This window comes from Rhizobium sp. PAMB 3182 (assembly GCF_052908355.1).
Window position 1 is genome coordinate 1,403,628 of the sequence record NZ_CM128607.1, and the last position, 25,528, is coordinate 1,429,155.

At 60.2% G+C, this 25,528-nt stretch carries 25 protein-coding genes; 1 reads left to right on the forward strand and 24 read right to left on the reverse strand.

Features of this window, described 5'->3' with window-relative positions; genetic code table 11:
• Positions 1–14: 14 nt before the first annotated feature.
• From ACU5AZ_RS06980 to ACU5AZ_RS06990, 3 genes are all read right to left on the reverse strand, one after another.
• Positions 15–1,178 (reverse strand): carbohydrate ABC transporter permease, encoded by a 1,164-nt coding sequence (locus tag ACU5AZ_RS06980; protein ID WP_446825291.1) that lies wholly within the window; start codon positions 1,176–1,178, stop codon positions 15–17.
• A 14-nt stretch (positions 1,179–1,192) separates the two neighbouring features.
• Positions 1,193–2,428, reverse strand: coding sequence for a carbohydrate ABC transporter permease (locus tag ACU5AZ_RS06985; protein WP_446825292.1), 1,236 nt, complete (start codon positions 2,426–2,428; stop codon positions 1,193–1,195).
• 111 nt (positions 2,429–2,539) lie between these two features.
• Positions 2,540–3,895, reverse strand: a complete 1,356-nt coding sequence (locus tag ACU5AZ_RS06990; RefSeq protein ID WP_446825293.1) for an ABC transporter substrate-binding protein — start codon at positions 3,893–3,895, stop codon at positions 2,540–2,542.
• A gap of 297 nt (positions 3,896–4,192) precedes the next feature.
• On the opposite strand from ACU5AZ_RS06990, the gene ACU5AZ_RS06995 reads away from it, so the two are divergent.
• Positions 4,193–5,218, forward strand: coding sequence for a LacI family DNA-binding transcriptional regulator (locus ACU5AZ_RS06995; RefSeq protein ID WP_446825294.1), 1,026 nt, complete (start codon positions 4,193–4,195; stop codon positions 5,216–5,218).
• A 7-nt stretch (positions 5,219–5,225) separates the two neighbouring features.
• On the opposite strand, the gene ACU5AZ_RS07000 is transcribed toward ACU5AZ_RS06995, so the two are convergent.
• The 21 genes from ACU5AZ_RS07000 to ACU5AZ_RS07100 all read right to left on the reverse strand — a co-directional run bounded on the left by ACU5AZ_RS07000 (position 5,226) and on the right by ACU5AZ_RS07100 (position 25,521).
• Positions 5,226–5,771 carry a hypothetical protein gene (locus tag ACU5AZ_RS07000; protein WP_446825295.1) on the reverse strand — a complete coding sequence of 182 codons (546 nt, stop codon included), beginning with the start codon at positions 5,769–5,771 and terminating at the stop codon, positions 5,226–5,228.
• Entirely contained in the window at positions 5,771–6,136 is a 366-nt protein-coding gene (locus ACU5AZ_RS07005; protein ID WP_446825296.1) for a hypothetical protein, read from the reverse strand. The genes ACU5AZ_RS07000 and ACU5AZ_RS07005 overlap by 1 nt, the downstream gene beginning before the upstream one ends.
• Before the next feature lie 10 nt (positions 6,137–6,146).
• The gene (locus ACU5AZ_RS07010) at positions 6,147–6,599 is read right to left on the reverse strand and encodes a rod-binding protein (protein ID WP_446825297.1); all 453 of its coding nucleotides are present in this window, start codon (positions 6,597–6,599) and stop codon (positions 6,147–6,149) included.
• 44 nt (positions 6,600–6,643) lie between these two features.
• Complete coding sequence (locus ACU5AZ_RS07015; RefSeq protein WP_446825298.1) at positions 6,644–7,066, reverse strand: hypothetical protein; 423 nt, start codon at positions 7,064–7,066, stop codon at positions 6,644–6,646.
• 9 nt (positions 7,067–7,075) lie between these two features.
• Positions 7,076–7,837: a flagellar biosynthetic protein FliR gene (locus ACU5AZ_RS07020; protein ID WP_446825299.1), complete on the reverse strand. Its 762-nt coding sequence runs from the start codon at positions 7,835–7,837 to the stop codon at positions 7,076–7,078.
• Positions 7,834–9,921 (reverse strand): flagellar biosynthesis protein FlhA, encoded by a 2,088-nt coding sequence (gene flhA, locus ACU5AZ_RS07025; protein WP_446825300.1) that lies wholly within the window; start codon positions 9,919–9,921, stop codon positions 7,834–7,836. Before flhA ends, ACU5AZ_RS07020 begins: the two co-directional genes overlap by 4 nt.
• 151 nt (positions 9,922–10,072) lie before the next feature.
• Positions 10,073–10,339, reverse strand: coding sequence for a flagellar biosynthesis protein FliQ (gene fliQ / locus ACU5AZ_RS07030; RefSeq protein WP_261931159.1), 267 nt, complete (start codon positions 10,337–10,339; stop codon positions 10,073–10,075).
• Between the two features lie 133 nt (positions 10,340–10,472).
• Positions 10,473–10,886, reverse strand: coding sequence for a flagellar hook assembly protein FlgD (flgD, locus tag ACU5AZ_RS07035; protein WP_446825301.1), 414 nt, complete (start codon positions 10,884–10,886; stop codon positions 10,473–10,475).
• Complete coding sequence (flbT, locus tag ACU5AZ_RS07040) at positions 10,877–11,326, reverse strand: flagellar biosynthesis repressor FlbT (RefSeq protein WP_446825302.1); 450 nt, start codon at positions 11,324–11,326, stop codon at positions 10,877–10,879. The genes flgD and flbT overlap by 10 nt, the downstream gene beginning before the upstream one ends.
• On the reverse strand, positions 11,323–11,670 hold the full coding sequence (flaF, locus tag ACU5AZ_RS07045) for a flagellar biosynthesis regulator FlaF (RefSeq protein WP_446825303.1): 348 nt from the start codon (positions 11,668–11,670) through the stop codon (positions 11,323–11,325). The genes flbT and flaF overlap by 4 nt, the downstream gene beginning before the upstream one ends.
• Before the next feature lie 38 nt (positions 11,671–11,708).
• Positions 11,709–12,761, reverse strand: coding sequence for a flagellar hook-associated family protein (locus tag ACU5AZ_RS07050; protein WP_446825304.1), 1,053 nt, complete (start codon positions 12,759–12,761; stop codon positions 11,709–11,711).
• A 3-nt stretch (positions 12,762–12,764) separates the two neighbouring features.
• Positions 12,765–14,222 carry a flagellar hook-associated protein FlgK gene (gene flgK, locus ACU5AZ_RS07055; RefSeq protein ID WP_446825305.1) on the reverse strand — a complete coding sequence of 486 codons (1,458 nt, stop codon included), beginning with the start codon at positions 14,220–14,222 and terminating at the stop codon, positions 12,765–12,767.
• 23 nt (positions 14,223–14,245) lie between these two features.
• Positions 14,246–15,508, reverse strand: coding sequence for a flagellar hook protein FlgE (locus ACU5AZ_RS07060; RefSeq protein WP_446825306.1), 1,263 nt, complete (start codon positions 15,506–15,508; stop codon positions 14,246–14,248).
• 133 nt (positions 15,509–15,641) lie between these two features.
• Entirely contained in the window at positions 15,642–16,313 is a 672-nt protein-coding gene (locus ACU5AZ_RS07065) for a response regulator transcription factor (RefSeq protein WP_446825307.1), read from the reverse strand.
• A gap of 567 nt (positions 16,314–16,880) precedes the next feature.
• Positions 16,881–18,380 carry a flagellar hook-length control protein FliK gene (gene fliK / locus ACU5AZ_RS07070; RefSeq protein ID WP_446825308.1) on the reverse strand — a complete coding sequence of 500 codons (1,500 nt, stop codon included), beginning with the start codon at positions 18,378–18,380 and terminating at the stop codon, positions 16,881–16,883.
• A complete protein-coding gene (gene motC, locus ACU5AZ_RS07075) occupies positions 18,377–19,759 on the reverse strand; it encodes a chemotaxis protein MotC (RefSeq protein WP_446825309.1) in 1,383 nt (460 codons plus the stop codon). The genes fliK and motC overlap by 4 nt, the downstream gene beginning before the upstream one ends.
• A gap of 3 nt (positions 19,760–19,762) precedes the next feature.
• The gene (locus ACU5AZ_RS07080; RefSeq protein WP_446825310.1) at positions 19,763–21,115 is read right to left on the reverse strand and encodes a MotB family protein; all 1,353 of its coding nucleotides are present in this window, start codon (positions 21,113–21,115) and stop codon (positions 19,763–19,765) included.
• Entirely contained in the window at positions 21,112–21,759 is a 648-nt protein-coding gene (locus ACU5AZ_RS07085) for a hypothetical protein (RefSeq protein WP_446825311.1), read from the reverse strand. The genes ACU5AZ_RS07080 and ACU5AZ_RS07085 overlap by 4 nt, the downstream gene beginning before the upstream one ends.
• A gap of 306 nt (positions 21,760–22,065) precedes the next feature.
• The gene (locus tag ACU5AZ_RS07090; protein WP_446825312.1) at positions 22,066–23,031 is read right to left on the reverse strand and encodes a flagellin N-terminal helical domain-containing protein; all 966 of its coding nucleotides are present in this window, start codon (positions 23,029–23,031) and stop codon (positions 22,066–22,068) included.
• 306 nt (positions 23,032–23,337) lie between these two features.
• Entirely contained in the window at positions 23,338–24,300 is a 963-nt protein-coding gene (locus tag ACU5AZ_RS07095) for a flagellin N-terminal helical domain-containing protein (RefSeq protein WP_446825313.1), read from the reverse strand.
• Between the two features lie 258 nt (positions 24,301–24,558).
• Positions 24,559–25,521 (reverse strand): flagellin N-terminal helical domain-containing protein, encoded by a 963-nt coding sequence (locus tag ACU5AZ_RS07100; protein ID WP_446825314.1) that lies wholly within the window; start codon positions 25,519–25,521, stop codon positions 24,559–24,561.
• Positions 25,522–25,528 lie beyond the last annotated feature (7 nt).

Below are 25,528 nucleotides of genomic sequence, written 5' to 3' on the forward strand. Positions count from 1 at the left end.
ACGATATGGTGTCATCAGCCGCCCTTCACCGAACCGGCCAGAAGACCGCGGACAAGGTAGCGCTGCATTGCAAAGAAGACGGCGAGCGGGACTGCCATCGAAACGAAGGCGGCCGTGGCCAGAATTTCCCAGTTGCCGCCGCGCGTTCCGAGAAGCTCGACGATCTGGTTCGTCATCACCGTCGTGTCGCCGGTCGCATCGATGAGGAAGACCTTGGCGACGAGCAGGTCGTTCCAGGTCCACAGGAACTGGAAGATCGCGAAGGATGCGAGCGCCGGGAAGGACAAGGGCAGCACGATGCGGGTGAAGATCTGGAAGTCGGTCGCGCCATCGACCTTGGCGCACTCGATGATGTCGCGCGGAAGCCCGACCATGTAATTGCGCAGGAGGTAGATGGCGAGCGGCAGACCGAAGCCGGTATGGGCGAGCCAGACACCGAGATAGCCCTTGCCGATGCCGATCTCCAGATGGAGACGCAGCAGCGGAATGAGCGCCAGCTGCAGCGGCACGACCAGCAAAGCGACGACCGCCGCAATCAGCAGGGCCCGTCCCGGAAAGCGCATCCAGGCGAGAGCGTAGGCCGCGAAGGCTGCCACGACGATCGGAATGATGGTGGCAGGAATGGTGACCGTCAGCGTGTTGAAGAAGGCCTTGGCCATGGAGTCGGTGCTGTTTCCGGAAAACAGCACATGGCGATAGTTGTCGAGCGTGAACTTGGGCGGCGCGGAGGCTGTCAGGAAGACGCGCTCGCCGCGGCTGCCCTTGAACTCGGTATTGCTTTCCAGCCGGTAGTCACCGTTGTCCTGAACGGTCAGACGGCCGTCCTTGCCCATGTCGGCGGTGTCACCGGGATTGTATTCGGAAATCTTCAGCGAGGAGGTGCCCCAGGCCGAGATATCCGACTTGGCATTCTCGTTGTTGTCGTCGAAGAGGTTGCCTTCAATGACGAAGACATCGCCCTCCTGCTTCTGCTTGGCCGGCTCGGCAGTCCTCAGCATCATGTTCTGCTGCTGGGGAAAGATCGAATCCCACCAGCCGCTCGACGCGATCTGGTCGGAGGTCCGGAAGGAGGAGATGAACAGTCCGAGCGTGGGGGTGAGCCACAAAATGACCAGCAGCGCGACGGAAATATGAACCGCCCAGACGAGACCGGATTTTTTTCGTGTGAACGTTGCCATGGCTTAGCCCTCCCTCATCGCATTTCCTTGCGGGCGCTGTAGACGTTCCAGACAAGGATCGGCAGCACCAGCAGCATGATGACGATGGCGGCAGCGGAACCCACGCCCCAGTCGCCGGCAACGAACAGTTTGGAATACATGTAATTGGCCAGAACCTGCGTCTGCCACTGGCCATTGGTCATGGCAAAAACGATGTCGAAGATCTTCAGGACCACCAGCGTGATCGTGGTCCAGACCACGACGACGGTTCCCATGATCTGGGGGACCTTGATCTTGAAGAAGATCTGGAAGGGATTGGCGCCATCGATGACGGCGGCCTCGATCGTCTCTTCCGGAATGCCGCGAATGGCCGCCGACAGGATGACCATGGCAAAGCCGGTCTGGATCCAGATCAACACGACCATGAGGAAGAAATTGTTCCAGAAAAGGATCGTCAGCCAGTTCTGCGGCTGGCCATAGGCGTATTCGACGAAGAACAGTTCGATGATGGAGCGGAACGACAGGAAGATAAGCCATACACCGATCAGCGCGGCAATGGCGCGCAGGCCGATCATCCATGCCGGCGTATCCGGCTGATGCGGCCGGCGCGAGACGAGCGGCCAGATGAGATTGAAGATCGCATAGGCGACGAACGCCGCGAAAGCGAGAAGCAGCAGCATCGGCACGATGCGCAGGACGATGACCGAGCCGATACCGCCATCGAAGGACAGCCACATGGCATTGAGAATGCCGATCTGGTCCTGCCCGGCGGGACGGGCGTCGTAGACGAGCTTGAAGATCACCGATGCGCCGACAAAGGAGATTGCCATTGGCATGAAGATCAGCGACTTGGCGATGCTGCCCCAGCGGATGCGATCGGTCAGCTGGGCGGCCAGAAGGCCGAAGGCGGTGGAGGCCGCCGGCACGATGACAAGCCAGAGCAGATTGTTGCTGACCGCTTCCCAGAACTTGGCCTCGGAGGCCATGCGGGTGTAATTGGAAAGGCCGATGAAAGTGCCATCGCGGGTCGTCAGCGACAGCCAGATGGTGGCGACAACCGGATAGGCGAGATAGAGGCCGAGGGCAAAAATGGCTGGGAAGAGAAACAACCAGGGCCGGATCATGTTGGCGCGGTTGATGTTACGCCCGGCGTGCGAGCCTTTGGCTGGAAACAGAACCTTGTCGAGAAAGACATTCGACAAGTAGAAGTATCCAAGACAACCACCAACGCCGATGACGATGGTGATCACAGCCTGAAATGCCGGATTCATGGTGCCCTCCCAAGAGATACCAATAAGTCATTGCTCACGACTTTTTTTGTCTTGTCTCCTGCCCAGCGCAAAGATCGCCGGGCAGGAGAAGTCTTTTCAAGTCGCGAGGACTTACTTCTTGATACCGTCCCAGGCCTTCTGGATGGTGTCGGCGACCTGCTCGGCAGACTTGCCGCCCACATAGTCAACCATGCCCGTCCAGAATGCGCCGGCGCCGATGGCACCCGGCATCATGTCGGAACCGTCGAAGCGGAAGGTGGTGGCGTTGAGCAGGATGTCATTCATCTTGCGCACCGTCGGATCGGTGAAGACTTCCGGATTGACGCCCTTGTAGGGGGTCAGGAAGCCCTTCTGGGCCATCCAGATCTCGTGGGCGATCGGGGTTTCAAGGAACTTGATGAAGGCTTCCGCGGCCTTGCTGTCCTTGGTGATGGTGAAGGTGGTGCCTGCACCCAGAACCGGCTTGCCGAGGTCCTTGTCGGCATAGGCCGGGAAGTAGAAGAAGTCCGCATCTTCACCCACAACCACGTCTTCCGGGAAGAAGGACGGGATGAAGGAGGCCTGGCGGTGCATGTAGCACTGCGGCGGCGAGGTGAAGAGACCCTTGGGGCTGTCGCGGAAGTCGGTGGAAGCCACTGCACCGGCGCCGCCGGCGACGAACTTGTCGTTCTTGGCGAACCAGCCGAAGTCATTGATCGCGTTGATGACGATCGGATCGTTGAACTTCATCTCGTTGGAAACCCACTTGTCGTAGTTTTCCGGCGTGGTGGTGCGAAGCATCATGTCTTCGACCCAGTCGGTCGCCGGCCAGCCGGTGGCGGCGCCGGAACCGAGGCCGATGCACCAGGGCGTGCCGCCGTCGGCAACGATCTTCTCGGTCAGCGCCTTCAGCTCTTCCATCGTCTGCGGCACTTCATAGCCGGCATCCTCGAAGTTCTCAGGCGAATACCAGACCAGCGACTTTACGTCGGCCTTGAAGGGGAAGCCGTAGAAGGCCTTCTCGCCATCCTTGCCGGCATAGGTGCCGAGATCGGCCCAGGACTGACCCGCGGCGTAGTTTGCAACGAGCCAATCGGATGCTTCCTTGCCGAGCGGCGTCAGGAAGCCACGCTTGGCCATGTCGGATGCGAGGCCCGGCTGCGGAAAGACGGAAATGTTGGGGGCGGAGCCGGCTTCGAGATCGACGACGACCTGCTGCTCGAAGGAGTCGGAACCCGTATAGCGCACGTCAGCGCCTGTCGCCTCGGAGAAATAGGCCAGAACGCTCTCGAAAAGCGCCTGGTCGGGACCAAGCCACGGACCGAAGATGGTGAGCTGCTCACCCTTCAGGTCGGTCTTCTTCAGTTCTTCATAGCTGTCCCAATGGAACTTGCTGTCTTCGCCCGGCTTGAATTTCAGCTCGGCAGCGCCTGCCACTCCCGCAGAGAGCGCCACAGCGGCAACAGTCATCAGCAACGAATATTTCATGATTTCAAAGCCTCCCGTGCTTTCTGGCTCTTTTCGCCAGTTCCAAATTCGAAACGCCTTCAAATAATCAAAGCGCTTTGGATTACATTTGAATCCACGTCCGCCTCCAAACTGTCAAGCTTTTTTAGGTTCTTTGCAAGTTTTGAGCGAAAATTTCGCATTGCAGCAAGTTTTTGCATCGCAGCAAGATAGATTTCAGTTGAGATATGTCACCGGCTTGCTACGCTTTCTCAAAGCGCTTTTAGTGCTTTCCTTGCCTCGGAAACGCACACGAGAAACGCTGGGAGGAGCAAAAACTTGAACCTGAAGCAGCTGTCCGAGCTTCTCGGCCTGTCGCAAACGACCGTCAGCAGAGCACTCAACGGCTACCCCGAAGTGAGCGAGGCGACGCGCGAGCGGATCATGAAGGTCGCCAAGCAGACCGGCTACCGGCCAAACCGGACGGCGCAGCGGCTGGCGACCGGAAAGGCGGGTTCGATCGGGCTCGTCATGCCGGTGGCGCCCGGCCATTATTCGGACGTGCACTTCGGCGAGTTCCTCAACGGCCTTTCCGAGGTGGCCGTCAAGCATGACTTCCACTTCATCATCACGCCCGCGCATCCCGAGGAAGAGGCGGCCGCACTCAGGGCGCTGGCGACGAGCGGGAATGTAGATGCCGTGTTCCTCGCCTACATGCGCGAGCACGACAGGCGGCTGGCGCTGGTGCGCACGCTGAACATTCCCTATCTCGTGCATGGCCGCTCGTTCGGCGATCCCGAGGACTACCCCTTTCTCGATGTCGACAACGAGGCCGCCTTCTTCGATGCGGCGAGGCTGCTTCTGCAACTCGGCCACAGGCGCTTCGCGCTTCTGAATGGCAACGGTTACCACGACTTCGCCATCCGCCGCTGTCTCGGGCTCAAGAAGGCGCTGTCAGAGCGTGGACTGGTTCTCGAAGAGCGGTTTGTCCAGCACTCCAACATGACCGACGAGGCCGGACTGAAGGGCATGAAAGCGTTTCTCGCCGCACCTGCCGCGGAACGGCCGACGGCCGTTCTTTGTGCCAGTACCGTGCTGGCGCTGGGTGCCGTGCGGGCCATCGGGGAAGCAGGTCTGACGCTCGGTCAGGACATCTCGCTGATCGCCCATGACGACGAACTGCCGATGCTGAAGCCTGAGAATTTCCGCGTGCCGCTGACGACGACGCGGTCTTCGCTGCGCGCCGCCGGATCGAGGATTGCCGAGCGACTGATCGGCCGGATCGCGGGCGACATGTCGGCGCCGGACCATGAATTATGGAAGGCCGAGCTGATCGTCAGGGCCTCGACCGGGCCGGCGCCGTGACGGGCGGTCAGTGCCCTTCCTTCTTGGCGCTCTTCGCATAGGGTGACGGCTCGTCGATGATCTTCGTCACCGTCCGCTTGTCCTGGCCATTGCCCTCGTTCTTCTTCTTCACGTCGTCCTTGGAGAGATAGTCGAGCTGCTCGACCAGGATCTCGTTGATGAATTCGCCGCCGAGCTGCTTGTTGAGGTCGGTCTTCAGACGATTGCGGAAGCCCGCAACGTCGAATTCGTTGATCTTGCCGACGTCGATCATCTTGTCGCCGACGAGAACGGTGAACAGTTCATCGGTCATCAGCTGCGTCATCGGAAGATGCAGGCCCTCGATCTTCTGCTTGTCCATCATAAAGGAAATACGACCGAGGAAGTATCCCGTCACCTTGCCGTCCTCGATGATCGGGATGGTCAGGGATTCACCGCTGACGAGCTCCAGATTGGCGATGCGCGGCTCCTCTTCCGCCGGCGGTGGCGGCGCCGTCGCCAGCTTGATCGCGAAGAAGACCGCGACAAGCGTGCAGGCACAGGCCCAGAGACCGGCGAAGATCAGCTTACCCATCAGAAGTCACAATAGCCGAACTGCTGCTGAGAATAGGTGCCATCGGCCTCTTCCTCCTGCACGGCGCTCTTGATGAGATCGGCGACCGAACGCACGGCTTCCATATGCGCATGGACGCGCCGGGCATTCAGCGCAAGCTTTGTCTTCAGCCGGTTGAGATCGTCAGCAAAAAATCCCGACGGGCCCTTCAGACGTGCGTCGCGCACCAGGATAGCGAGCTCGTACAGGCAGCGGCTCTTGTGATCGTTCGACGCCTTAACGTCGAACTGCGGGTCCCTGCCGATGCGCTGATTCTCGCCGTCAATGATGAGTTCGAGGCGGTTCAGCGTGCTCTTGATCCTGTATTCGTTGGAAATGACTTCCATGACCTACCGTTCACTCACTGTTGTTGTTTTGGGCCTTGGCCCGATCCTTGGCGTAAAGTTCCTCGGCAATGCCGATGCCGCCCCGCTTGGACAGGACGTTGGCAAACTGTTCGGCCATCATGCTCTTCCAGATCTCGCCGGCATTGCCACTGCCGTAGACCTGTTCGCTTTCCTTCGGCAGCATGTACTGAACGAACTGTTGCAGGACCATGGCCTCGAACTTGCGATAGGTTTCCGGCACCTTGCCGAGATTGGCGTTCTGGGCCACGTGGTCGAGACCGGCCTCCGTTTCCAGCTGGCGCAACTGTTCGAGCGACACGTCAAAGCCCTGCCCCGCATTGCGCGCGGTGGCGGCGGAGCGCTGCAACTGCATCCGCGCGATGTCGTCCTGCACCTTCGTGACGGCAGGATCGGTCGCGCGCAGCGCGTCCAGCGTCATGTCCGGTGAATATCCGTCTGCCAACTGCAACTCCCGTGCGATTCAGCCATGCGTGATCAGCGGGAGGATTATGGTTTTTGAAACTTGCTGGAGGCTGGTGATGCGGCCGAGGCGATCGCCTGGTCGATCAAATCGTAGATGGCGTTGTCTTCCGCCTCGCGCGCTTCGTCCGTGCGGGCGTCGCGCATGCGGTCCTCCAGCCGGTCGGCCTTGGCGCGTTCGCGCATGACGCGGCTTTCCTGAACCTTCTGCGTCGCGGACAGCTGCTGCTCCTGCGTCATCAGCCGCGAGAAGCGTTCCGAATAATTCCGCGACATGTGCCGATGGATCGGATCGATGGAACCGATCGCCGTCATGATCACATCCATGGACTCGCCGAGTTCACGGCGGGTGCGCGCAGTGTTGGCCAGATCGTTCTCTGCCATGCGCTCGAGATGGCGCTGGACCGCGACCAATCGCTTCAGCTTTTCCGATTTGCCTTTCGGTGCCATGCGCCCTCCTCAATGCCCCAGGAAGACGGACGGGAAGGCGTCCGCGAACTGCCTCAGGAACGCGGCAATGCAGAGATAGAACAGGAAGAGGCCACCCATCAGATGATAGGGCATCGAAATGAAGTAGATCGGCACCTGCTGGGCAAGCTTGTTGATCATGCCGATCGAGACGTTGAACATGAGACCGTAGAGCAGGAACGGGCTCGATAGCCTGAGCATGATATGGAACGTCATGTCGATCGTGTCCGTCAACGTGATCAGCATGCGCTGCGTCTCTTCCCGCCCGAAGGCGCCGACGGGCATGACCTTGTAGGAGTCGATCAGCGCGCGAAAGACGATCTCGTGAAAGTTCAGCGCGAACAGCATCATCAGCCCGGCAAAGACCAGCATGCTGGTCATCGGGCTTTCCGGATTGCCTTCGACGATGTCAGGCGCCGACGGCGGCGCGTTGAAGCCCATGAACATCGCCGTGATGGAGCCGGCAAACTGCAGGCCGTCCGCGAAGAAGCGGGCGATCAGCCCGTAGGTCGTGCCGATCAGCGTTTCGGAAAAGATCAGGCCGATATAGGTCGGGGTAGCGTCCGACACGCGCGGATAGACCTCTTCCCACATCAGCGGCAAGAGCGCCAACGATACGGCGAGCGCCACGAACAGGCGGATGGTCGCCGACAGGCGGATCGAGGAGAACCCCGGCAGGGCCATCATGCAGCCACCGATTCGGCAGAACACCAGAAACAGCGCCAGCACAGTGCCCTGCGGATCAGGAATCATGAAATGGAGCCCAGGATCTTGATTTCTATACCTTTCGCCAGTTCGACGTGCGACAGGACCGGCAACGTCGCGAACAGGCGCTCGATGATCATGCGTACATAGGAACGCGTTTCCGGCGACGTGACAAGAACAAAGGGCAATCCACGGTCCATGAATTCACGGATAACCTTGGTGGCCTGCTCGCTGAATTCCTCAAGGCTGCGCGGGTCGATGTCGAACTCGACGACTTCGCCCTTGGCGTCGCGCTTGAGGGCCTGATGGAAGACGAGGTCCCATTTCGGCCCGAGGCGCAGCACCCGCAACACGCCATTGTCGGCCAGGTCGCCGCAGAGCTGCTGGGCCATGCGGATGCGGACATGCTCGACGATCTGCTCGGTCTTGCGCACATGCGGCGCGAGCTCGGCGACGGCTTCGAGGATGAGATGCAGGTTGCGGATCGAGACGCGTTCGGCCAGCAGCAGCTTCAAGACCGCCTGCAGGCCGGAATAGGACATGTGTGACGTGCAGATTTCGTCGGCGAGCTTCTTGTATTCGGGATCGAGCCGCTCGATCAGCACCTTCACGTCCTTGTAGGACAGGAGCTGAGGCAGGTTGTTGCGGATCACCTCGCTCAGATGGGTAAGCACGACGGACACGTTGTCGATCGGATGGAAACCCTCGCGCTTCAGATCCTCGGTGAATGTCTCGAGGATGGAGACAGCCGGCATGCCGAAGGCGGGCTCGCGGATCTCATCGCCCGGCACGGACGGCTTGCGTCCGGCACCGGTGACAACCATGACTTCGCCGACGCGTAGCTGGTTGGAGGCGATCGTCGTGCCGTGGATGCGGATCTGGTAGGTCTTTTCCTGGATGGCAATGTCGTCGGACACCTTGATCTCCGGAACGACGAAGCCGTATTGCGAGGCGAATTTCTTGCGCATCTTGCCGACGCGGAAGGCGAGTTCCTGGTGCTGTCCTAGCAGGCGGGTCGAGACCAGCTTGCCGAGCGCCAATTCGATTTCCGCGGTTTTCAGAGCAGACTTGACGGAGTCCTTTTCCTGCTCCTTCGTCTGCATCACCTTCTTTTCTTCCTGATCGCGGACCACCTTGTTCTCGGCTTCGATCTGGCGCGGAATATACCAGCCACCGAAGGCCATGATGCCGCCGAGGACGGTGAAGGGGATGAATGGCAGGCCCGGCATCAATGCCAGCAGGCCCATCAGCGCGGCGGCCACCGAAAGCGCGCGGGGATAGCCGCTCAGCTGCTCGACGACGGCCTTGTCGGTCGAGCCGAGCGTGCCGCCACGCGAGACGATGAGGCCGGCGGCGAGCGAGACGATCAGCGCCGGGATCTGCGAGACCACGCCGTCGCCGACGGAGAGCTTGACGAAGACGTCGGCCGCCTCGCCGATCTGCATGCCGTGGCGGAAGTAACCGATGATGATGCCGCCGAAAATATTGATGCCGGTGATCAGCAGGCCGGCAACGGCGTCGCCGCGCACGAACTTCGAGGCACCGTCCATCGAACCGAAGAAGGAGCTTTCCTCTTCCAGTTCGCGGCGGCGGCGCTGCGCTTCCTTTTCGTCGATGATGCCCGCCGACAGGTCGGCATCGATCGACATCTGCTTGCCTGGAATGGCATCGAGGGTGAAGCGCGCGCCGACTTCCGCGATACGCGTCGCGCCCTTGGTGATGACGATGAAGTTCACCACGATCAGGATGAGGAAGACGATGAGACCGATGACGAAGTCGCCGGACATGATGAGCTTCGAGAAGCCGGCGATCACGCCACCGGCGGCATGGTCGCCCTGATTGCCGTTCGACAGGATCACGCGCGTGGTGGCGATGTTCAGCGCCAGGCGCGTCATCGTCACGATCAGCAGGATCGTCGGGAAGGAGGAGAAGTCGAGCGGCTTCTGGATCCACAGCGCCACCATGAGGATCAGGACCGACAGCGCGATCGAGAAGGCCAGCCCCATGTCGATGAGGAAGGTCGGGATCGGCAGGAAGAGGATACAGAGAATAAGCACGATGCCGGCGGCGAAGCCGACGTCACGTCCGCTCGGATTGACCTTGGGAAGCGGTAGAGCTGGTGGTTGCGCCATTTACGGTCCCGTCTCTTCATGAGAGGTTTTTTCAAGGGCAAGCCAGATGCCCCGCGATCGTGACGACAGGGTTAGCCATCGAAGCTTGCGCGAGGGTGAAACGCGACCGTCAGGAGGGGTCCGCCGCTAGGCGATACGCGCTCAGGACAGATCAGAAACCGGATTGAATGCGGGAGAAGACAAGGTCGGTGAAAAGCGAAATCTGGCCGCCGATAAAGGGGGCGGAAATCGCGACGGTGACGAAGATCGCGAGAATTTTCGGCACGAAGGTCAGCGTGATTTCCTGTACCTGCGTCAGCGCCTGAATGAACGCGATGGTCAGGCCGACGACCATGGCGGCGAGAACCGCCGGTCCGGATGCCGCAAGCACCGTCCAGATGGCGGACTGCATGATGTCGAGCGCGTCTGCTTCGTTCATTTCATTCCCCTGCCCTGGCAGGACACAGCATGCCGAATCGGCTGCCTTTCATCATGTCAGATGAAAGCCTTCCTCAAAAGACGCGGAACAGGAAGATTGGCCGCCGGCGGATCAAACGGCCAGCGGCGACTGGTCACTCCGTGGCGGCGAGCGTGATGCCGGCTTCGATGGTGACCTTCGAGCCGTCCTCGGTGATGGCAGTCAAACCGTCGCTGCCAACCGCCACGGAGGCAATCACACCCGTGGTCTCGCCATCGGACGAAGTGATCGTCTTGCCGATATAGCTGGACGCCTGCGAGAGGGCCGTCTGCGAAATCAGGTTCTCGAGGTTGGAGTTGGTCTGGATGGTCTGCTCGACCTGCGAAAAGGTCGCAAGCTGGGCGATCTGCTCGCTCGCGTCCATCGGGTCGGTCGGATCCTGGTTCTGGATCTGCGCGATCAGAAGCTGCAGGAAGCTTTCGTAGTTCAGCGACGCGGAAGCCGACGCACTCTGGGCCGCCGTGGTCGTCGTTGTGGACGTGGATGAACTGACTGCATCTACCGCCATGGCGCGATCTCCCTGCGAATTTGCTCGACCGTAGTCGGCGACATTTCCTGCTCGTTGAGGATGCGATCTTCGATCGGATAGAGCTGGCGAATTGCCTTGAGGGCCTCGAACGCCCGGCCGGAGGAAACCAGTCCGTCGATGCGCTTCAGTTCCGCCAGAACCTCTTCGTTCTTGAAGCAGGCGAGCAGCATCGTGATCGACTTGCGGAACATGGCCGTGGTCTGCTCTGCGCCCTCCGGATTGATGAGGATCATCTGGGAGATGAAATAGAGCTGGCGCAGCGGCGTCGTCGCGTCTTCCGGCTGCAGAACGTGGTTTTCCAGAAGGAACGTGACATCGTTCAGGAATTCCAGGGCCACCTTTCGGTCAACGCGCAACACGGCGCCGTTGATGAAGATGCGCTCGCCGGATTTCAGCGAAATTCTGAGTGTACTTTTCATTGCAGGCCATCCCTGATGATGGTGGTCACGTCGATGATACCCTGGAAATTGTCCGTTTCCCGTCGCCGGATGCGGTCGCATTCCTTGAGTATCCAGATTGCGATCGAGATGAGATTGGCGCGCAGTTCCTGATTCAGCTGGTTCTCCGGCTGCTTCAGGTCCTCGATGAAACGGATCCATACCCGGCGGGTATAGAACAACGCCTCAATCGCATCACGGTTATAGCCGCCGGCGGCCTTGGCCGCCCGCAGAAGTTCGATCGAGCGGGTAAGGACTTGCCGTTCGCGATCCTTGGCGTCGGCGACGCCGTCCTCCATGATCTCGGCATATGAAAACTGGTACATTTCACACGTCCTTCATTCTTATCGACGTCCCTTGGTCATCAAAGGAAATTCACCAGGCTCAATTGCTGAATCCTGGATGTCAGCGTGTATGATGCCTCAACTTGAGCAAGCAAATTGTTAACGCGCGTTGAAGCTTCATACGCATCGACCCCTTCGAGATCGCTAAGGTGCGTTTCGATGATGTTTTTCTGCTCGGACAGGGTGTCGTCGGCCTTGGACACACGCGATTGGGATAGCCCGAGCTGGGTGCGCTGGTAGTCGACGCCGGAAATCGCCTGGCCGGCATAGTTGATGGCGGCATTCGAGACCACCTGGCGCACGTCGGATGCAATGTTCGTCCCAAGAAGTTCGACCGACAGCACGGCGGACAGCGCGAAGTAGCGCATCCCGTCCGTATTGGTGTTGGTCGAGGAGTCGACGACTTCCGACTTGGTAATGCGGCTCGTCATGTTCTGGTCGCTGGCGCTGGACCAGTTGGTCTGCCAGTCACTGCCAGTGAACATCGGCTCGACCGTGTTGGAAATGAAATCCTCCATGTCGGTGGCCGTGATCGTCGACGCCGCTGAATCGTCCTGCGTGAAGCCGAAATAGGTCAGGAACGCATCGTCGAAGGCCGCCTTCGCCGCGTTTCCGCTCTCCGTATAGTCGGTCATCGGCTGCACATCGGTGTTGATGCCAGCGAAGAGATACTCACCGTTGAGCGATGTGTTGGCGAGCCCCGTAAACGCCTGCAAGGCATTGCTGGCAGACTGGACGGCGGTCGACAGCGTGCTCTGGTCGTCGCTACCGGACAGCGCGACGAGGGCGGACATGATGTCGCTCGCATTGTTGGACATCTGTTCCAGCGCCGCCTGCGACGCATCGAGACGCTGCGATACGAGCGAGTTCGTATCCATCAGCGACTGGATGCGCATGACGTCGCGGTTGAGATCGATGCTCTGGCTGGTCTTGGCGCCGAGCGCCACGCCGAGGTCGGCATGCGTGCCGGTCACGACCTCTTTCTGGGCATCGACCAGTTCGTTCTGCGACTGACGTATCGTTAGCCGCATGGCGTTTTGGACGGAAAGGTTGGAAATCGAGGAAGTATCCATGAATTACCCCGCCACCTCCAACAATGATTTCATCATTTCGTCGACTGTGTTCAAAAGCTTCGTCGATGCCTTGTAGGACTGCTCGAGGTCGAGAAGAAGCGACAGTTCCTCATCAAGGCTGACGCCCGTCTTGTTCGAGAACGCCTCCTGCGAGCGCTGATAGAGCGCCGCCTTGTTTTCCGCCGCGCCGTCCGCGTTGCTACGCAGGTTTTCCAGCCAGCCGATCGAGTTGCTGGCGTAGGAGAGAATGTCCGTAGAGGTGTCGATGCCGGCGGCGGCGTCAAAGCTCACGTCGTCGTCCATCGCGGTGACATATCCGTCAAGCAGATCGGAGTAGCCGGTCCCGCCGCTGCTGTTGACGACGAAGTCTGAACCGTTGATGCCGCCGTCGCGCAGGAGGGTCGGATCGCCGCCCTGCGAGGTCACCAGCGCCGTGTTCACCTTGATGCGGGCGGCAATCCCGGGAACCAGCGTCCCATCCGACGGGACCGTACCGTCATCCCAGGTGAAGAGACCCGGAAGGTTGTCCGTCATGCCCGTCTGGTCGACTTCCGAGAACATGCTGATGAGCCCGCGGGCGGTCTCGTCGAGCTGGCTCTGGAATTCGGGGGCGATTTCGTCGCGAATCTGGATCAGGGCGCCGAGCGAGCCCTTTGCCGATGTGTTGCCGCCCTCGCCCGCCTTGACCGGAACGCCATCGATATAGACGGCTCCGCCGGTCGTGGAGGCATCGTAGGCTAGCGTCTGCTGGAAGGAAATCTCGCGCGGCGTGCTCTCGAAGAGCGTGGCGCCATCGGTGGTGTAGAGCACCATGTCGCCGTTGTCGCGTGTCAGGGTCTTGACCCCGACAATCTCCGAGATCTGCTTCAGCAGCCCGTCACGCGTATCAAGCGCGTCAACATCGGAGGAACCGGACGTGCTGGCCTTCTTGACCGCATCATTGGCTTCCTGGAACTGGTTGAGCAGGTCGCGAAGCTTTTCGACGGCGGTCTTGATATCCTTGTCGGCCTGGGTGCGGATTCCCTGGATTTCGTCGGTGGCCGAGTTCAGGGAGTTGGCGACGTCCTGCGCGCTCGTTACGACGGTCTGCGCAAGCGCATCCTCGTTCGGCTTCGTCGCATAGGACTGCAGGCTATCGCGCAGCGTCGACATGTAGGCTGACGGCGACAATGAATAATCGTCGCCGCCAAGAACGCTTCTCATGCTCTCCAGGCCGCTCAGCAGCGATTCCTGACCGCTCTGCTGGGAAATGCTGTCGAGCACCTTGCCCATCATGGTCGGATCGCTGGCCCGCTGGATGGTGACCGTCTGGGAACCGTAGATCGTTCCGACGACAGTCGCATCACGGCGCGTGTAGTTCTCGTTGCCAGCATTGGCAATGTTCTTCGAAACAACGGCGGTCTGCGTGCCGGTGTTTGTGAAGATACTCTGTGCCGTGTTGATTGCTGACGAGAGCGACATGTGACGCGCCTTACCGTTCTAGCTTATCTCTTGAGGTTGATGAGAACGTCCATGAGGTCAGACCCTGTCTGAAAGACCTTGGAGTTCGCCGTATAGCTTCGCTGCGATTCGATCATTTCGGTCAGTTCACTTGCTAGGTCGACGTTGGAGCTTTCCAGCGCACCGGAGATGATCGTGCCGAACTGGCCGGTTTCGGCGTAGCCGATGGTCACGACGCCGGAATCGGCCGTTTCGGAATACATGTTGCCGGAGACGACCTTGAGGCTGTCAGGGCTCTGCACCGTTCCGAGCGCGATGCGGTAGATCGCCGTGGTCGAACCGTCGGAGTATTTGGCGTAGACCACGCCGTCACCATCGATTTCAACCGACTTGACCGCGGATGCAGCGCTGCCGTCGACATTCGCCTTGTTGACGGCGAAGTCGGTCGCCAGCTGCGTCATGTCGCTGAAGTCGATTTCGACGTCCATGTCGTTGACGCTATCGGCAATCGCGACGCTACTGTCGCCGCTGGTCGTATCCAGCGTGCCGTCATCGTTAAAGACCAGCGTCGCGGAACCGATCTGGCCCGTCGGCGAATAGGGGAAGCCGGTCTGGTCAGTCGCCTCGGAGTTGAGGTAAACCGACACTTCCCATTCGTTGTCATTGGTCTTGGTGTAGTAGAAGTCATACGTCACTTCGCGTCCCTGGCTGTCATAGGCAACCAGCGAGCTCTTGTGCGTATAGGTGGAAGTCGAAAGGTTCGCGCTCGGCAGGTCACCGGTAACGGTTTCAGAATCCGCGTCGAGGTTCGCGGAAAACACCCCGCTGGTGGATTCGGACGCCGTCAGGCCGCTGCCGCTGATATTGATCTCCTCGAGCCCTGCATAGCCGTTGACGACCACGGCCGGATCGCCGCCATCATAGGAATAACCCATCAGGTTGTAGCCCTGGGAGTTCACCAGGTTACCGTTGTCGTCGATCGTGAAGGAGCCGGCGCGGGTCAGGAAGGAGTTACCGGCATCGTCCTGAACGATGAAGAAGCCGTCGCCCTGGATGGCAAGATCGGTGTCGGACGTCGTGTATTCCAGAGCGCCCTGCTCGGAGATGGAATACTGGATGCTGGTGGTCACGCCACCGGAGTTGTAGGCACCGGCCGTTGACGGCAGAACGAGAGACGAGAAGGAAGTCGATGCACGCTTGTAACCCGTTGTACTTGAGTTCGCGATGTTGTCACCAACGGTACTCAGGCGGTTTGCCTGCGCACTCATGCCGGAGACAGCAGTCTTCATCGTCCCAAAGAGACTCATCTTGGATCCTCATGACCATCTTGATTTTGGAGAGTAAGGAGCGGGCCTTGTGTGAAGCTGTCTGTGTCAGTGTTTTCGGGATTTTAAAGCAGAACCGAAAAGGACAGACAGAAGGCCCGCGCCAGTTTAAAAATTAATTCCAATCAATGCAGTAGCCAAGAAAACGCTTGGAATCGATCGGGTCGAAACCGAGCTTCCGGCGCAGCTTCTTGCGAAGCTTGCTGATGTGGCTTTCGACCACATTCTCTTCGACCTCGTCGTCGAAGATTCCGTAGATTGCGCTGAAGATCTGCGTCTTGGAAACGCGGCGGCCACGGTTGGCGACCAAGTATTCCAGGATGCGACGCTCACGACGCGGCAGCGGGAAGGTGTCGCCGCTGATTTCAGGATCACGGCCGTCCGAGAAAACCCGGATCGGACCGACTTCGGTGAAGTTGGAAATCGCCTTCAGACGACGGCGGATCGCCGCAGCCCGAGCGAGGATTTCGCGGGGGTGAACCGGCTTGCGCACGACGTCGTCGACGCCGCTGTCGAACAGGGCCAGCGTCACATCCAGCGAGTGCTGGTCGCTGACGGCGATAACAGGTGCCTGGGACCGATCACGGATCGCTCTCGGCAGTTCGCAGGTCTGACCACCTTGCCCGATCAGAAACGCTTCGACTGCCGCGAGGTCGCAATCCGCCGCGGTATTTACCCATTCGCCAAATTCTTCAGGATCAAAACCTGTCGAGGGAATTCCCTCGCGCCCAAAAAGGGATGTGTAGCCATCTTTCACGAGCTCTCGCTCATCAACCACTACGATCATTCGTCCGCCTCCGAATCAGTGTGGTGCCTCGATGTGATATCGATACGAATCGGGCGAATCGGCAGCAACTAACTCTTATGAATGGCGGAAATTAATAGTTGATTAACCATATTGTGCTGATTTGAACTACATATAGTGTGCGGCTTCCCATTTAGGCACAAATTTCCCTTGGAAAAGTTAACTTATGCTTAACGACGGAATTGCCATTTTGGCCACGCCGGAATCCGGCATAAATATGACATCCTTAGAAATCACCATGGAATTCCATTTCAGGTTGTACATTCGATGGCCGCTTTATGGCGAAAAATGATGAATCACAATTTCGCCTCAGTGATAAATGCAACGCCGGAAGCATGACTTTGCCCCCAGCGATAGTCAATTCCGGCCATCGCGACACAGCACGGCACCCGTCTCCCTCGGCTGGAGAGCTTGAAATTCCGTGCTGTTTAGGTTGTTGGAATGTCATATTCCGGGGTGGAAAGGACGGTTCACAAAGCGCTCAAGCGGTGATCCGTCCCGGTCTTCAAGCCGCGCCCGCCTCGCCCCGGGTGGCTAAAAGTGACAAATTCAGAGATAGACCTGACCGCTGCGGGCGCCTTGCTGGCTGGCAGAAGAAGAGGTCGAGACGCTTTCCGGGGAGGCGTAACGCTGGTCTTCGCCGGTCGAATTGCGCGACGAGCTTCCGTTCCCCTGACCGCTGCCGCCGGCACTGCCCTGGCCCGCCTGCTGCTGGGCAAAACCCTGTCCCTGTGCGGTGTCCTGGCCCGTACTGGTTGACGGCTTGTCGGGGGTCGGCGCCATGCTGACGCTGATCTGATCGACCGCGTATCCCTGGGACCGGAGCGCGTTCACCATGTTCTGCTGGTCGTCCTTGAGCTGCCGGTAGGCATGGCTGTTTTCAACCTTCAGATCGACCACCAGCTGCTCGCCGACGAGCTTCAGCGTGGCTGTGACCGAGCCAAGGTCGATCGGGTTCATCTGGATCTTCAGGGTGTTGACCACCTTCGACGCCGCGATGCCGGACTCCGTCGTCATGTCAGTCGAGGCCGAGTTCTGCATGGCCGACGTCCAGGACTGGTCTCCGGTCACCGCCTTCAGCACATTCGAACTGTTGGTATTCTGCGTGAAGCCGAGGAAACGCCGGCTGTCCAGCACCTCGACATTCAGCGTCTGATCCGTGTTGCCGGTCAGAGTCTTGTCGGCTGCGGCCCGCGATGTCTTCGACACCGACAGGCCTGCGAGACCCGCCTCGTCCGATGCCGACGCACTCTGCCTGCCGCCAGTGTCGGAAAGGCCCGGTACGACATGATCCGTTTCGGACTGTCCAGCCTTGTCGCTCTGGCGCGCGCCAAGCGCCTTGGCATCCGCCTTCAGGTCGGCAGCGACGTCTTCGACGCTGGACTTGGCATCGGCATCCTTTTGCTTTCCGGCATTTGCGGTATTGGTCACCTTGCTGCCGGTCTGGTCCTGAGCGGCAGCCGCAATGGCCGTGCTCGATGCAGACGATGACAACAGCGCCAGAAGACTCTTGACCTCTGAATCCGCAGACTTCGGCGCGTCGTCGGCAACGCCTGTGCCGTCGTCGGCATCAGCCTTTGCTTCCTCTGCCGGATCTGCCTTGGCGTCGGCCTTGCCCGCTTCCGCGTCCTTGCCCGCCTCCTTCACATCCGCCTGATTGGCGACGTCCGCAACGATCCTGCCGTGGTTTTCCTTCGCCTTTTCGTCGGATGCCTTGGAGGAAACCTTGTCGACCTCCTCGCCCGCGGCTTCGCCTGGGTCAGCCTCGGCGGCATCGTCGGCAGGCGCGGCGTTGGTCTCGTCCTTGGCTTCTGCCCCGCTCTTCACCGGAGACACCTTGCCCTGGCCATCGGCAGCCGCAGTCGTCGGCGCCGGAGATGGCGGTTGTGATTCATCCTGCTGGGTTGGAGCGGTATCCTTCGCGACCGATGACAAGGTATCGGAAAAGCCGGTATCGCGAGACGCAGACGCGCTCGTACCCTTGCCGGCACCGGAGGAGCCATACGTGTCGACTATCGGCATATACCCGGCAAATCCGGCATTCATCATGGCAAAATGCTTTCCTTGTCCAACAGCTTGTCGATCTCGTCGAGCTTGGATTTGCCCGACGTCAGAAAGCCCTTGATGGAAGGATCAAGATTGTCATTTTCCTGCCGGTCGGCAGAAGCGTGATCCGCTCCGCCTTCCGCCGAAGCAGTCATTGCTCCGTCCTGCGCTGGGGCTTGCGGGACATCGCTGGCAGCGGCGCCCCCATCTTGTGGCTGATCAGTAGAGGAATTCCCTTGCGCGAGGCTGTCTGGCGGCGTCCCGGGGGAGCCGTCGACCGGGTTTGCGAAGGGCCGCTGGGGATCTGCCTTTTCCTGAAGCAGGGCCGGGTCCGGCGGACGGGTGACCTCCTTGGCGACAAAGGCCGCAGCCGCCTTCAGAGCCTTGTCGCGGCTCGTCAGAACGGCATTCGGCGTCTCAAGGATGGTCGACAGCGCAGACTCCACGCCATCGGTCGGAATGCTGGCAAACCCGCTGTAGAGATCGGCGAGGTGATCTTCCGGATTGCCGGGACCGTCCGACAGCTCCCGGACCTTTTCCGCGGCCGATTTGGCCAGGTCGTCGCGGCCCGAAATGGCGGCCCGCCTGGCAATCCGCAGGAAGACCTCCCGCTGCCGGTCCTTGTCCATCGGCTCGAGGATCATGTTGATCTCGTCCTCCGTTACCTCGCCATCGAAGTCGACGGCCAGCGTGACAAACAGATCTGCAAACTGGCTGGCGTAGGGGGAGTGCAGGAAGCGCCGGGAATACTGGCGCGCATAACGCATGGCCCGGTGAATGAACCCGGCATCCATGGAAATCAGGATCGAGCGGCGCAGCGCTGCCTCTTCGACAATGGTGCCGGGGGCCTTCAGCCGCGCCCAGGCATAGAAGTCGAGCGCCTTGGCAGGGTCTTTTGTCTGGGTGACATTACCCGCGACGAGGGCGAGATAGGGGCCGATGATGGTGTCGCGGTATTCGGGCATCATTCCAGCGATGTCTTTTTGAACGAGCAGCCCCTTGCCGCGCAGGTACTGGCGCAGTACGTCCGCGACGCGGATGTCGAAATGGCCGTCGACGTCGCGGGCGACGAGATATTCGAGAGTATCCGGATTGCCGCCGCTCATGGCGTAGATGAGAGCCGCATCGACATTGTGCGGGTCCTCGAACACATCGGGCGTCGCCTCGCGCAGCCGCTTGTCAACGGTCTTCAACATGAAGCGCTGCATCTCGACGGCGGAATGATCGCCGAGCACGACCGAATCCTGGATGAACTGCAGAGAGCGCAGCAGCTTGTAGGGCGCGAGCTCCTCTTCGCCGCCGGCGGCAGAAGCCGGGCGCACGCAGAAGACGCCGGTCAGAAGGACAAGCGCAACGGTGATGCCGCGTGCAGCAATGCGCATCGCCTACCCCTGCCCTCCCTCGATTAGGATTTCGATGCGCCGGTTGGCATCGTTCAACGGATCGTTCGGAACCTTCAGCCGGCGATCGGCAAAGCCGGAGACCTGCTCCACGCGCTTCTCATCGAGCCCGCCGCGCACCAGCATGAAATAGGCGCTGTGGGCGCGATCCATCGACAGCTGCCAGTTATCGCCGGTGCCATCGGCGAAGGGACGGGCATCGGTATGTCCGCGGATCACGATGCGGCCCTTGCGGTCCTCGAGAACCTTGCCGATCTTTTCCATGGCAAGCACCATGTCGCGCTGCGGCACTGCGGAGCCGACATTGAACATCGGCGCGCCGGACTGGTCCGAGAGGCTGACGAGCACACCGCCTTCGGCTGGCGTCACCACCAGGCCCTCCGCCAGCTTGCCGGCCGTACCCTGCAACTGCGCTTGCAGCTCGGAGCGGATATCCTCCGCTTCCTTTTCGAGCTTGGCTTTCTGTTCAGCCGTCATCGGGCGGTCAAGCGCCGGGGTCTGCTGGTCCTGCTGCGCACCGGTCGCGGCTTTGGCGCCCTCGCTGTCGCCAGCCTTCTCCGGCATCTGCCCACCCTGAGCCTTGCCGGTCGTGCCCTCGTCAGCCTCGCCCGGCTTGTTGTCGCCTCCCAGCATCCCGGTACCGTCGGCCGCACCACCCTTGGCCTCGGTGTCGCCGGCGTGAAGGGCCGCCATGTCCTGGGACTGGTCCTCCGCCGCTTTCTTGGTTTCGTCAGTCACCTGGACGGGGGTCTGGTCGGCGCGCGTCACCTCGACCTGCTCCGTCCAGAAATCCGGATCGAAGGGATCGCGATAGGCCTCTCCGCCATCGGCGCCGGTCGCCGGGCCGGAATCGCTCGCCCCGCCGTCGCCCTTGGCGCTGACATTGGCCTGCTGGCCGACTTCCTGGGCGATCTCCGCCAGAACGGCATACGGGTTCTCGAAATAGTCCGCCTGCGAGTAGGCCACCGATTCCCCGGCGGAGGCCGCCTGATCCTGACCCTTTTCCGGCGTATTGCCGGACTGGTCCTCGTTTTCCTTGCTCTTGGACTTGTCCCGCTCTTCCTCGCCCTCGGCCTGCGAGGTCGGCTTCTTGAGGCCGCGTTCCGACGGCTTCTGTTCGGTCAACTGGATCGGATTGAAGTAGCTTGCCACCGTTGTGGTCGTTTCTTCATTGGCCGCGTTGACCAGCCACATGACGAGGAAGAAGGCCATCATCGCCGTCATGAAGTCGGCATAGGCAATCTTCCAGGCGCCACCGTGATGGCCACCATGTCCGCCGCCACCGCGCTTGACGATGATGATCTCGTGTTTGTCGTGGCTGCCGGATTCCTGGCTCATGCGATCGCTCTCCGAAGCCCGTCGGCCCACGCTTCGAGCTTCGTGGTCATCAGGCTTCCATCAATGTCGACCTTGAGGTCGAGGCTCTGGTCTTCGACCAGGTGAATTTTTTCGGCCTTGTCGCCGAGTTCCGTGGTGATGCGCTCCAGGAGGGAGGCCGGCCCCTTGACCGTAATGCGCCCGAACTCCCCGTCGGCGATTGCCGCCCTGATCATCTCGGACAGTTCCGAGACACCCGCGGTCGTGACGGCTTCGCTCAGCAGTGGTGCGATCACCGATGCCAGCTGATCACTGAGGACGGCCGCAATCTCCCCGGCGGCCTGCTCGATCTTCGCAAGCAGGAGAGATGCCATTTCGCCATGCAGGCGTTCCTGCAGGGCAGCCATTTCGGCCTGGTGGGTAGCCAGAAGCGCTTCCCGCTCCTCGCCGAATTCCGCCAGCAGTTGCTCGCGGGCGGCGGCCTGGCCATCTTCGAACGCCTCGCGACGCTCCGCCTCGACATCGACGGGAGGCGGCAGATCGGTCTCCGGAAAATCGAGGGCGTCCGGCGCGCTCATGACGTCGAGATCAAACGACATCTCGTCAGGCGTCGGCGCGACCGGCTCACTGAAATCCTTCAACAGGCGGGCAAGGGATGCATTCATCGGCAGACCTCCTGCACGGAGGGAACACCGGGCAGCCTCATGGATACAAAAACAAATGCTGGACTGACTGAATCGTTCGTTAACATCGTCTCACCCGGATTGCCGGCGCGCTCGACTCGGCGAATCGACGGCCATGCCGCGGCCCGGCAGGGAAACGCGGCATGGCCGAAGCTAGGGTGTCAAACTTGTGCGAGGATGAAGGTATCGGGTCGCGCCAGGGCAATTGGCGCGACCCGCCGTTTCCGCCAATCGCCAATGACCAAAGGCGCGGCAGAATGGAAAGGCATCAGGCGGTCAGCCGCCGGTTTACTGCCTGAAGAGGCTGAGGATGTTTTCCGCGTTGGTGTTGGCGATCGACAGCGACTGGATGCCGAGCTGCTGCTGCGTCTGCAGCGCCTTCAGCCTGGTCGACTCTTCGTTCATGTCCGCATCGACCAGACGTCCGACGCCCTGATCGATCACATCCATGAGAGTGGCGACGAACTCCGTCTGCATGTCGATGCGGCTGGTGATGGCGCCCAGCGCCGAGGCCGAATCCGTCAGGGTCTGCAGCATGTCGTCGACGGCGGTGATCATGCCGTCGAGATCGGCGTCGCTGGAGGTCGTGTAGAGAACGACCTCGCTGCCCGCCGCCGGGGTGGAGGAGGAGGCGTCGATCAGGAAGTACTGGACCGTCGTCGTGGTCGTGCCACTCGCGATCGTGACGGTCACGTCCTTCGTCAGCAGACCATAGGACGCGTCATTGGTATCGATGAGCACGGACTCGGCCGTATTGAACGGCAAGGTGGTCACGGAGACGGATCCATCCGTCGCGCGGTTGAAGGACGCGACGATCTCCTTGGTCCCTGGCGCCGTGCTGGTTTCGTTGTAGAGCCAGTTCTCGCCGGAGAAGGAGGCCGACTCGGCGATCGAGGAGAGCTGAGACTTGAGTTCGGTCAACTCCTTGTTGATCTTGTCCTTGTCGACGCCGGGTTCGCGCGCGGCAACCAGCTTGGACTTGATCTCGGTCATCACGTCGATGGCGGATTCAAGACCGGTGTAGGCGGTATCGGCCTTTGCGGCGCCCAGCCCGAGTGCGTCCTGAACGGTGGAAAGCGCCGCGTTGTCCGAGCGCATGGTGGTCGCGATCGACCAGTAGGCGGCGTTGTCTGCCGCCGTCTCGACACGATAGCCGGAGGAAACCCGGTTCTGGGTGGTCTCCATGTTCTTGTCGATGGATCTGAGTGTCTGAAGCGCCGCCATTGCGGCGGTGTTGGTCATAATGCTGGTCATTGGTCATTGCCCCGTTTCGTCAAGGGACATCCCGGAGTGCAATACCGGGAACGACGGACAGCTTCATGCCAATTGACCCGTTTGCCCTATGGTCAACCCGACGTTCATTAATAATTTGTTAAGGTTGATATAGTTAACAAATAGTTAACGCAACGGGGAAACGACGCTGAGGGATGAAGAAAGCGTTAACGCGCATGCCTCACGCAAGTTTCGGGCCTTCCAGACGCACAAAAGGCCGCATTCCGGAGAATGCGGCCTTTTGCCTGATCACTGACCGGGCGCCTCGGGCGCCCTGCCCCGCTCCGATTAACGGAAGAGCGAGAGGATGTTTTCGGAGTTGCTGTTGGCGATCGACAGCGACTGGATGCCCAGCTGCTGCTGCGTCTGCAGCGCTTTCAGCTTGGTCGACTCTTCGTTCATGTCGGCATCGACGAGGCGGCCGACGCCGGTGTCGATCACGTCCATGAGGTCGGCGACGAACTCGTTCTGCATGTCGATACGGGACTTCGTCGCACCGAGCGAGGACGCAGCGTCCGTCATGTCGGAGAGCATGGCGTCAACGGCGCTGATCATGCCTTCGACTTCATCGTCGGTGGAGGTCGTGTAGAGCGTGACTTCCGAACCTACTGCCGCCGTCGTCGACGAGGCGTCGATCAGGAAGTACTGGACCGTCGTCGTGCCGGTGCCGCTCGGAATGGTCGCGGTGTAGTCCTTGGTCAGCAGGCCATCGCCGGCGTCGTTGGTGTCAACCAGCATGGACTCGGCTGTGTCGAAGCTGATGAGCTTGACCGAGACGGAATTGTCGGAAGAGCGGACGAAGGATCCGACCATTTCCTTGGTGGCCGGAGCCGTCGTCGTGTCGTTGTAGAGCCAGTTTTCACCCGAGAACGATGCGGACTCGGCAATCGAGGACAGCTGCGACTTCAGTTCGGTCAGTTCGGAGTTGATCTTTTCCTTGTCGACGCCCGGTTCGCGGGCTGCAACCAGCTTTGCCTTGATTTCGGAAACGACATCGATCGACGAATCCATGGCGGTGTAGGCGGTGTCGACCTTCGCTGCACCGAGACCCAGGGCGTCCTGGACGGTGGAGAGTGCCTTGTTATCCGAACGCATGGTGGTCGCGATCGACCAGTATGCGGCGTTGTCGGAAGCCGTGTCGACCCGGTAGCCGGAAGAGATACGGTTCTGCGTTTCTTCCATGCTGGTGTTGATCGAACGCATGGTATTGAGCGCCGCAATAGCTGCGCCGTTGGTCATGATACTCGTCATTGGTACTGCCCCTTTTGGACGTAAACAAATGGAAGGGACATTCCGGAATTACCGGCAACGGCGGCTAGCGTCATGCAAGCCGACTGTTCAGGTCAACCCGCCGTTTGATGACCTGATCTGACACCATTATAGTTAAAATTGGATAAATGATCGAATTTTATGCTTAATCGAGGATAAAAAGAAAATCCGCACCCAGGGGAAGGTGCGGATTATACTGCCAACGGATAGGCTTTATTAATTTTATATTAACTGCCGCTCTTATCGGAAGAGCGAGAGGATGTTTTCGGAGTTGCTGTTGGCGATCGACAGCGACTGGACGCCCAGCTGCTGCTGCGTCTGCAGCGCCTTCAGCTTGGTCGACTCTTCGTTCATGTCGGCGTCGACGAGGCGGCCGACACCGGTGTCGATCACGTCCATCAGATCCTTGACGAACTCGGACTGCATGTCGATGCGCGACTTGGTGGCGCCAAGCGATGCGGCAGAGTCCGTCATGTCGGACAGCATGGCGTCGACCGCGCTGATCATGCCTTCGACATCAGTGTCGCTGCTGGTCGTGTAGAGAACAACCTCACTGCCCACCGCAGCCGTGCTGGAGGAGGCGTCGATCAGGAAGTACTGAACCGTCGTCGTGCCGGTGCCGCTCGGAACGGTCGCCGTATAGTCCTTCGTCAGCAGGCCATCGCCGGCGTCGTTGGTGTCGACCAGTGTCGAGGTCGCGGTGTCGAAGCTGATGGTCTGGATCGAGACCGAACCATCCGTGGAGCGGATGAACGATCCGACCATTTCCTTGGTGCCGGGAGCCGCTGTCGTATCGTTATAGAGCCAGTTCTCGCCGGAGAAGGAGGCGGACTGGGAAATGGAGGAGAGCTGAGCCTTCAGCTCGGTCAGTTCCGAGTTGATCTTTTCCTTGTCGACACCCGGCTCGCGGGCAGCAACCAGCTTGGCCTTGATTTCGGAGACGACGTCGATTGCCGAGTCCATCGCGGTATAGGCGGTGTCCGCCTTTGCGGCGCCGAGGCCAAGGGCATCTTCCACCGTGGAGAGCGCCTTGTTGTCGGAGCGCATCGTCGTCGCGATCGACCAATAAGCAGCGTTGTCGGAAGCCGATTCGACCCGGTAGCCGGAGGAGATGCGGTTTTCCGTCTGCTCCAAGGACTTGTCGATGGAGCGCATCGTGTTGAGCGCGGCCATTGCCGCAGCGTTCGTCATGATACTAGTCATTTTGGCA